The sequence below is a fragment of the Nodosilinea sp. LEGE 07088 genome (assembly GCF_015207395.1).
Lineage (GTDB): Bacteria > Cyanobacteriota > Cyanobacteriia > Phormidesmidales > Phormidesmidaceae > Nodosilinea.
The window spans coordinates 1-8,796 of record NZ_JADEWX010000213.1; the positions used below are offsets into that span (position 1 = coordinate 1).

Sequence of the window (8,796 nt, forward strand, 5' to 3'; positions counted from 1 at the left end):
AGATTGCCGGGCAGATGTTTGATAACGAATATGACCTGGCCATGACCGTCATTGAGGGCATGGAGGCACGTAGTAGAACCGGAGATTACCCACTGGAACGTTTTATATTTAATTGCGCCTAGCTACTTAGCTAATACCAAAACTGCATAACCCCGATTCCATAAAAGCAAAATTGTAGGGGTGAGTGGCATTCGCCCTGAGGAACCTGGGGTAACCCAACAGGCTGTTGGTATAACTCAGGTCAATCCTAGCCAAATCAGTTTGCTTTGAGAAACCCAATCAAGCCCAGGCCTAGGCTGCCAAGAGTGTTAATTATCTTAACGTTTTGGGCAAGTTAAACCAAGCCTTTCCCCTGTGTTAACACATCACACCGCCATGAATAATTCCTTGCTAGAGTCTATTCAGAAGTCCGACGGACGCTACCTTAGCGATACAGAACTGCGCCCTCTGGCCCAGTTCGTCACTTCCTTTGAGTCTCGAGTGAGAACCTATGTCCGGCTGCAGGATGAGGGTGAAGCCCTAGTGCTCAAAGCACTGCGTCAGCTCGCTTCTACCAACTATCGGCAGGTGGTGCAAGAGCACGGGGCTAAGTGCCAGCGGGATATGCTCTACACCGTAGAGTGTATTGCCAAAGCTATCTTGCTCGACAACCCAGACGGCTTCATAGAGGAGTACGTGGTGTGGATGCAAAATATTACCCGCGCCCTGCATAAAGAAAATTCTGCTATTGATGCCTATCGCAGCCTTCAGGCTGAAATGAGCGCGGCGCTCCCCCAGGAAGCGGCTCAATTAGTCAATGGCTATCTCGATCAGTTGATCAAAGCCTTTGCCGAGGGTATGTAGTCCGACAGCCTTTGCCCTGGCGTGGTGGTAAATAGACTGGGGTGTCGGTAGAAGTTCTCTCCCTAGAGCATCGGTACAGTATGGCTAAAAACCCGGTTTCTTTGTCACTGCCCTAACGGCATGACTGGCATTCTGGCCGAGAAACCGGGTTTCTGTACCGGCCTTCTAGGCGTTGGTTAGGTTTTAGCCTTGGGCTGTACCGAGGGGGTAAGGGTGTCAATGGCCTGAGGCTAATCAGTAGCGTTGACAACATTATTCCAGCCCCAACCTGGTGTCAATGTCGGGGGACTGGGCAGACTATGGCTATCAGGTGCGGGTACATTGATGGTTTCAAGCAATGGGCTTACACGGTCACGCCTACATCCTAGTAGACCCTCTGAGGTTAGAGACTTTGACTCCCGGAACGGCCACTAGAGCCTATTTAATTAGGTTGTCTACCTTTCAGCAGCAGCCTCTGCTGGGTAGCTACGACCAGGGCAAACTGTGCCTCAACGCCTGCGGCCTAATTGTGGCTGATGAATGGGTGCATGCGGCCAAGAATCGCCAGAGAATTGAAGTCGATACCCTGGCGATTACCCCGAACAGCCTCAGCAGTATTTTGTTGCTACAGCTAACCACGGCGCTAGACTCACCTACCTCGGGCTACTTAGACCAGCCAAAACCTTGGCTGCTATCGTCCTTCATCGCCGGTTTTAAGGCGGCAGCGGCGAAACGCATTAACCTGCGCCGCAGCCAACTGGGCCAAGCTGTGTGGCAAAGCAGCTACAGCGAGATCCTAATTACCGATCGCGAACGGTTAGCCCACATCCGTGAACAACTGCAAGATGCTGCTAATTTAGCCTGAGGCCGCTGCAACCCAGCTACCGTTAGCTGGTCAGTTTTGCCTTGACCATGGCCTGTACCTTACTGCCATCGGCGCGGCCTTTGAGCTGTTGCATAGCAGGCCCCATCACCTTGCCCATGTCTCTGGCCGATGTCGCGCCAGTTTTGGCTACTAATTCGTTGATGACGGCTTCGATCTCGGCATCGCTGAGCTGCTGGGGCAAATATTCTTCAATGATGACTAGCTCTTGAGCTTCTTGATCGGCCAAGTCGTCGCGGCCAGCCTTTTGGTACTGTTCGACCGCATCTTTGCGTTGTTTGGCAAGCTGGGTCAAGACGTCTAGTTCTTGGTCGGGGGTGAGGGCATCCTGGCCATGGGGACGCACCAGGGTCTCTTTTTCAAGAATGACTTTTTTGATGCTGCGAACTGTCTCCAGGCGCAACTTGTCTTTGGCCTTCATAGCGGTCTTAATGTCGTCGCTGATCCGGTCTTTTAGACTCATGGTACAGATACCTCTGACTTACCTCGGCAGCCCTACTTGAGCTGCATCCCCACTTTAAACGCTGATTGGAAACACTGAGGGGGTGAGGGATGAAATTGAGGCGAGGCGAGGGCGTGAACGGCGGGGAGACGCCACTGGGGTCTGTCAAAATTGAGTGCCTTGTCTGTTGGCAGGTGGCTACGCTACTCGATCGACTGCCTTACCCTGGTTCTGCCTCTCGTTGATCTAGCTGCTGCCATAAAAAATCAACGAGGTCGGCAAGGGTGAAAAACTGGGTCTCGTCAAAGTAGTCGCTGATATCGAGGCCAAAGGTTTCGTCAAAATCGGCGCACAGTGTTAGGCCCCAGTCAAACCAGCACACCGCTGGAAAGGCCAGGTCGTTGACCAGGTGATCGCTGGGCTGGATGTACCCCATTTCGAGGCCAGAGTAGGCTTGCAGTTGCCCATAGACAAATTCAATCAGCGGCTTAGGCAGCGATCGAGGCACGGCGGGGGGAGTCCAATAGCGGAGAAACCACTCGTGGCAGGTTAGGTAGGGGCGCGATTGCAGCTCCTGGTTGACCCGGTGGCGGGCAACCATATCGGGGCTGAGGGCCATATAAGTGGTGATGCTATTGACAAAGTTTCTCAGCGGTTGCATCGTTTTTGTTAAACGTCGAGCCTCCTGGGCCTGGTTAGAGTGTGCCCAGGGTGGCTATCTAAGTCATGGTTTGCCGATGAACTTAGAGTAGGCCGCAGAGTTGGGCTAGAGTCTGCCTAAAGCTGGGATAAGAGACGGCGGCGGCTTCGGCTCGCTGCACGGTCACAGTGCCCTGGGCTCGGAGAGCTGCAATCGCCATGCTCATGGCAATGCGGTGGTCATTATAGCTATCTACGGTAGCACCCATGAGCCGGGTACCACCGTAGATGGTGAGACCGTCGGGATGTTCATCGACTCGGGCACCGAGTTGGGTTAGCTGACTGGTCATGACGGCAATGCGATCGCATTCCTTAACCCGCAGCTCGGCGGCATCGGTGATGGTGGTTGTGCCTTCGGCAAACAGGGCTGCTACCGCCAAGATCGGAATTTCATCGATCATGCGGGGAATTAGATCGCCGCTGAGGACAGTGGCCTTGAGGCGGCTGTGGCGTACCCGTAAGTCGGCTACGGGTTCCCCGGTAACGGTGCGGGGGTTTTCGAGGGCGATGTCGGCTTCCATCGCCTGGAGGGCATCGAGAATGCCGGTGCGGGTCGGGTTAATGCCGACATGCTCAATTACCAAATCAGAGCCAGGGGTAATGGCCCCGGCCACCAACCAAAACGCCGCTGAGCTAATGTCGCCGGGCACCACAATGGTTTGACCCGTGAGGGTGGTTGGCCCCTGCACCGTGACCCTACAGGCGTCAGCATCCACCACCAAGTCAGCGCCGAAGGCTCGCAGCATGCGCTCGCTGTGGTCGCGCGATCGGCTGGGCTCGGTCACGGTGGTGGCGCCGTCGGTCATCAACCCGGCCAGCAAAATGCAGGATTTGACCTGGGCTGAGGCTACGGGAGATTGGTAATAAATGGGTTTGAGGGCCTGACCGCGCACCGCCAGGGGAGCCAAGCGGTTGTTTTGCCGGCCCCAGATCTCGGCCCCCATCTGAGCTAGGGGTTTAATCACCCGATCCATCGGGCGCGATCGCAGCGAACTATCGCCCGTGACCGCAAAGTAGCGATCGGGGTGGGAAGCCAGCAGGCCCAGCATCAGCCGCAGAGTGGTGCCAGAGTTACCGGCATCCAATACGTCTGTAGGTTCCTGCAAATTTCCCAGACCCACCCCCTGCACCGTCACCCATTCGTCTTCGAGGGGCGACAGGGTGACGCCCATGGCCTGAAAGCAGGCGGCGGTGCTGCGCGGGTCTTCGCCCAGCAGCAGGCCCTGAATGCGGGTTTCGCCCTGGGCGATCGCCCCCAGCATCAGCGCTCGGTGGGAGATGGACTTATCCCCCGGCACCCGCACTCGCCCCTGTAGGGTAACTCCATCACCGGGAAACTCGAGGGTGAGGGTTTGGTGGGGAGCGGCGTCGATCAGCTCAATGCGGGCAGTCATGGCGGCAGTAATAAAAACCGTTGCTGATCGTACCCTATTGCGCTGTGGGATAGGTCGAGGGCTGGCAATGCCCCAGTCGCCCTAGGAGGCCACCATTGAGGTTTTAGGCCGGGCAAAAATCATCCGCCCAGCAGAGGTTTGCAGCGACCCGGTGACCACAACCTCCAACTCTTCGCCGATATAGTCACGGCCCTCTTCAACCACGACCATGGTGCCATCGTTGAGGTAGCCCACGCCCTGGGAGGGCTCCTTGCCCTCTTTTAGCACTTTTAGATCAATATCATCGCCCGGCAGGTAGGCAGGACGAATGGCCTGGGCCAAGTCGTTGATGTTGAGCACCTGGACATCTTGAAAGCTGGCGACTTTGTTGAGATTGTAGTCGTTGGTGAGCAGCATGGCGTTGAGTTCCTGGGCCAGCTTCACCAGCTTGGCATCGACGGTGGGAATATCGTCGTAGTCAACGGAGTTGATCAGCAGCCGATTGGGATAGGCATCGCGGATGCGGTTGAGTACGTCTAGGCCCCGCCGCCCGCGATCGCGCTTTTGGTCGTTAGAGGCATCGGCAACATTTTGCAGCTCTTGCAGTACAAACTGCGGTACCAGCAGTTGCCCTTCTAAAAAGCCGGTATCCATCAGCCCTTCAATGCGGCCATCAATAATGCAGCTGGTGTCGAGCACCTTGGTCTTAGAGGGTTTTAGCGTGCCCTCGGCCACCAGGGTAGACTCCAGGGTGCTGGGGCTAATCAGCCGCAGCAGCGAGCGCCCGTGGGTATCGGCTAAGTTCATGCCCGAGACGGCAAACAGCACGCTACCCAGTACCGCCGTCATGGGTTTAATAAAGCCAAATTCAGCCGGAATCGGCAGCAAAAACAGGGGGGCCAGCATCAGGTTGGCGATCAGCAAACCCAGCACCAGACCCACAGCCCGAGTCAAAATGCGATCGGGAGGCAGCTCTTTAACCTGCCGCTCCAGGCGGCGGTAGCTGGTCTGCATCACCAGACCTAAACCAGTGCCAATCAGCCCGCCAAACACGGCGGTCACCGCGCCCAGGGCCTCCAGATTGGTCACCTGCTGCAAAATGGGCTCTGGTAGCAGGTCAATGCTATAGAAACCGATCCCCGCCCCTGCCAGGATGAATGAGAATACGATGAGTGCGTCTAGCATGGTGATCTGCGGCTCGGGCTGTGATTGGGCAGCGGCTAGAGGCTGAGTGCTTACCCCTAACAGTGTACTCCGCCAGATTTAAAGCGACCGGAGGAGCGAGATTGGCAAAAGTATACCGCTAATGTTCGCGTCCCCCACTAGCCTACGGCTATCCCTATGGTTGTCTAGGGCCAGAGCCACCGTTCCCTCTGCAATAATGGAACCGTTATTGCACCTGCACCTTAATATGTCTTTGCCCTTTTTGCGATCGGCGGTGGTTCAGCTGGCGGCTTATACTCCCCACGTAGCGTCAGCGGCAGACCCGACGCCAGCTGTGCTGGACATTTTAGACACCAATGAATGCCCCTACGACCTGCCCAACGCGCTGAAGGAAAAGCTGGCCTGGCAACTGCACCACGACATTGCCGCCAACCGCTACCCTGACGGTGGCCACGGGGCGCTCCAGGCGGCGATCGCCCAGTACGTTACCGAGTCGGCCCCGGGCAGCGCCTTTGGGGCCGAGCATATTTCCGTGGGCAATGGCTCCGACGAGTTGATTCGATCGCTATTGATTGCCACCTGCGTTGGCGGTGACGGATCGATCTTGGTCGCCAACCCTACGTTCTCGATGTATGGCATTCTGGCCCGTACTCTGGGCATTCCTGTGGTGGCGGTAGGGCGGAGCGACGAGACCTTTGCCATCAATGTAGACGCTGCCCAGCGAGCGATCGAGCAGCCAGAGGCCGCACCCGTGCGGGTTGTGTTTATGGTGCACCCCAACTCTCCCACCGGCAATGCGCTGACTGCCGCCGAACTAGCCTGGCTAGAACAACTACCCCCAGAGATTTTGGTGGTGGTGGACGAAGCCTACTTTGAGTTTAGTCAGCAGACAACGGTGGCCGCCGTCCTGAGCCGCCCCAACTGGGTCGTCATGCGCACCTTTTCTAAAGCCTTTCGCCTGGCCGCCTATCGAGTCGGTTACGCCGTGGCTAACCCAGCCTTGATCCAGGCCCTAGAGAAAGTGCGTTTACCCTACAACTTGCCCAGCCTGACCCAGGCGGCGGCTCAGCTCGCCCTTGCTCACCGCCATGAGCTGCTGGCCGTGATACCCGAGATGCAGCAGCAGCGGCAGGTGCTAGCGGCGGCGATCGCCCAGCAGACCCGCCTCAGCCTGTGGCCCAGTGCCGCCAACTTTCTCTACGGCAGACCCCCCTCACAGCCCGGTCAGCCCCTAGAAACCGAACTAAAGCGATGGTTTCATCAGCTGCGCACCCAGGGTACGCTGATCCGTCATACGGGCGGCGGCTTGAGAATTACCGTGGGCACCCCGGTAGAAAATGCCCGCACCCTGACCCACCTAAAACAGCTCTGAGAGGGGGTACCTAGACTAGATGTCTGGCCCGCTGCACGGTGTAGGGCAGTACCCCCACCAGCAGGGCAAACGCCTCGTCGGGTACCTGATCGACAATGCTCTGGTCAAAGTAACTCTTAAACTGTTCGAGAATGAGCTGAGCCCGATCGATAGGCACTGGCTTGTCGGTAAAATTTTGGGTCAGCCGCACCCACTGCAGGCGAATCTTGAGCGCCTTCTGCTGAGCTGCTGCTGACTCAGGTGAAATGAGCGATAGACTGCCCAGGGGAATAACGGCTCGGCAGTCATTATCTAAGCCGCCGCCTACCGCCGCACCGGGCCCTGCAAACTCGGTATAAAACTCTTTATGAATGATCAAACCATTGCGGCGGCGACTATTAACCGTCCACAGCTTGCCACTGCGAATCTTCGCCAAAATATCGTCATCGTCTGACGTCAATAGGCTTGACTCAAAGAAAGGATTTGACAGTTGGCTAGCAGAATAAACGGCACGCGAACGGAGCGACTGAGGGCCAGCAAAACCATCGGAGGTTTTCCCTCCGTAGCCTGGCCCGGCGATATTTTGCTCAAAGTTGGAGATCATCCCCGTCACACAGTAGCGACAATAGACTGATTAGCTCAATTAGCTGCGGTGTGGACCAGCTTTGGATGGTTATTCATGCCTAACTTCTCAAATTCTTATTTTAGAGTAAAGACCTGCCAGACCCCTCAGCAAGTATTTAGCTGAGTTAAAGCAGAGGTAAATTTCTTTCTCCGTAGTTTGAGGTTTTTGTGAAGTTGTCCGGGCTAGGGTCGGCTACTGTGGTGGCCGCAGCGGCGAAAGTTGTTTGTGCAACAACAGTCGACGGGCCTGTAGCCCCAGCCATGAGGCGGGGGAATCTTCTGCCTGGACGGTAGAAAACCCAAATTTTCGGTATAGCTCCCGAGCAGCATAGTTATCTTCCATCACGTGGAGGCGGAGCTCGTGGACGCACCACTGGAGGGCCACCTGCTCGCAGGACTGGAGCAAGCGGCGGGCAATGCCTTGCCGTCGGTAGGCTGCCTCTACGGCCAGGTTAGAAATGTAGACATGGCGATCGCCCTGCCAGGGCCAAGGCTGGCGCAGGGAGGCTTCAGCGGTGCCTGCGATCGCATCGTCTAGCGGTTGATGGGCTGGGGGCAGCGGCAGCGCAGCCAGGCAGACATAGCGGGGAGACTGAGCCTTGAGCCGCTGTTTAAGATCTTCGTAAATGCCCAGGCGAACAAAGGGATATACCCACTGCCGCCAGCCGTCACCGCTGTAAAAGCTGGCGGTCAGCACATGGGTCAACCGATCGAGATCGCCCAGACTGGCCATGCGAATGGTCGGTTGGCTGGCTGCCGTGGCGGGCAGGGAGGGCAGATTGGGGTCGGCCTGTAACATGAGCCTCTGGGGCAAACGCAATGGATGCTAGCGTTGGCGTTAGCGAAGCGAGTGCCTAACACTCAGCCCGAATGTTTGGCCAATCGCCTTAGCAGTCAATATACCCCCCTGCCCCTGGTCAGGGAGTAGGATCTAAAAAAAGGTGTGTGTGTGCTGGCGCGATCGCATGATCTCGTTAGTTTAGGTGCTGTTGTCTGGATGCTAGCAGCACTGTGTAGTTTGCTTGGGCAAAGGACTCTCTAGCGATGGCTACCGCTTCATTTCTCACTACCTTTGCTCGTCAGCGCGATCCTAAACTGCTCTGGCCCACGGCGGCGGTGGCCTCGGTTTTAGTCCACGGGTTGGCCCTGGGGCTAGTGCGCACGTTAGCGATTCAAACCCCTGCGTTGCCCGAGGGCGAAATGGCACCGCTGCCGATTCAGCTGGTAGATCCGCCGCCCGACCTGCCGCCCCTTGACCCATCCACCATGGAGACTGGGGCTGACGCGGCTAAGGTAGAGGCACAAACAGCGATCGAGACACCGATGGCGGCCCAGACGGCTCCAGCAGCAGCAGTGCCCCTTGCGCCCACGGTATCGCCCGCTCCTCCAATGGATCGCCCGCTGGTGACCCCGGCGCCCCGCCCGAGCCCGGCCCCAG

General features: G+C 57.1%; 9 protein-coding genes and 1 pseudogene. 4 read left to right on the top strand and 6 right to left on the bottom strand.

Annotation, left to right across the window (positions count from 1 at the left end):
• The first annotated feature begins 375 nt into the window (after nt 1–375).
• Both IQ254_RS27460 and IQ254_RS27465 read left to right on the top strand, forming a co-directional pair.
• Nucleotides 376–843 (top strand): hypothetical protein, encoded by a 468-nt coding sequence (locus IQ254_RS27460; RefSeq protein ID WP_193969336.1) that lies wholly within the window; start codon nt 376–378, stop codon nt 841–843.
• A 391-nt stretch (nt 844–1,234) separates the two neighbouring features.
• Complete coding sequence (locus tag IQ254_RS27465; RefSeq protein ID WP_228041154.1) at nt 1,235–1,687, top strand: hypothetical protein; 453 nt, start codon at nt 1,235–1,237, stop codon at nt 1,685–1,687.
• Between the two features lie 22 nt (nt 1,688–1,709).
• On the opposite strand, the gene IQ254_RS27470 is transcribed toward IQ254_RS27465, so the two are convergent.
• The 4 genes from IQ254_RS27470 to IQ254_RS27485 all read right to left on the bottom strand — a co-directional run bounded on the left by IQ254_RS27470 (nt 1,710) and on the right by IQ254_RS27485 (nt 5,404).
• Nucleotides 1,710–2,168 (bottom strand): GatB/YqeY domain-containing protein, encoded by a 459-nt coding sequence (locus tag IQ254_RS27470; protein WP_193969338.1) that lies wholly within the window; start codon nt 2,166–2,168, stop codon nt 1,710–1,712.
• A gap of 199 nt (nt 2,169–2,367) precedes the next feature.
• On the bottom strand, nt 2,368–2,808 hold the full coding sequence (locus IQ254_RS27475) for a hypothetical protein (protein WP_193969339.1): 441 nt from the start codon (nt 2,806–2,808) through the stop codon (nt 2,368–2,370).
• 82 nt (nt 2,809–2,890) lie between these two features.
• Entirely contained in the window at nt 2,891–4,240 is a 1,350-nt protein-coding gene (gene aroA, locus IQ254_RS27480; protein WP_193969340.1) for a 3-phosphoshikimate 1-carboxyvinyltransferase, read from the bottom strand.
• 81 nt (nt 4,241–4,321) lie between these two features.
• Entirely contained in the window at nt 4,322–5,404 is a 1,083-nt protein-coding gene (locus IQ254_RS27485; protein ID WP_193969341.1) for a PIN/TRAM domain-containing protein, read from the bottom strand.
• A 196-nt stretch (nt 5,405–5,600) separates the two neighbouring features.
• Between IQ254_RS27485 and IQ254_RS27490 the strand changes: the two genes are divergently transcribed.
• A complete protein-coding gene (locus tag IQ254_RS27490) occupies nt 5,601–6,755 on the top strand; it encodes a histidinol-phosphate transaminase (protein ID WP_228041155.1) in 1,155 nt (384 codons plus the stop codon).
• Between the two features lie 10 nt (nt 6,756–6,765).
• Here IQ254_RS27490 and IQ254_RS27495 read toward each other — a convergent pair whose 3' ends face one another.
• Nucleotides 6,766–7,194, bottom strand: a complete 429-nt coding sequence (locus IQ254_RS27495; protein WP_193969343.1) for a hypothetical protein — start codon at nt 7,192–7,194, stop codon at nt 6,766–6,768.
• A 357-nt stretch (nt 7,195–7,551) separates the two neighbouring features.
• Nucleotides 7,552–8,157 (bottom strand): GNAT family N-acetyltransferase, encoded by a 606-nt coding sequence (locus IQ254_RS27500; RefSeq protein ID WP_193969344.1) that lies wholly within the window; start codon nt 8,155–8,157, stop codon nt 7,552–7,554.
• Nucleotides 8,158–8,402: 245 nt separating this feature from the next.
• Here IQ254_RS27500 and IQ254_RS27505 point away from each other — a divergent pair.
• Nucleotides 8,403–8,796, top strand: a pseudogene (locus IQ254_RS27505) (hypothetical protein); the annotation flags it as partial.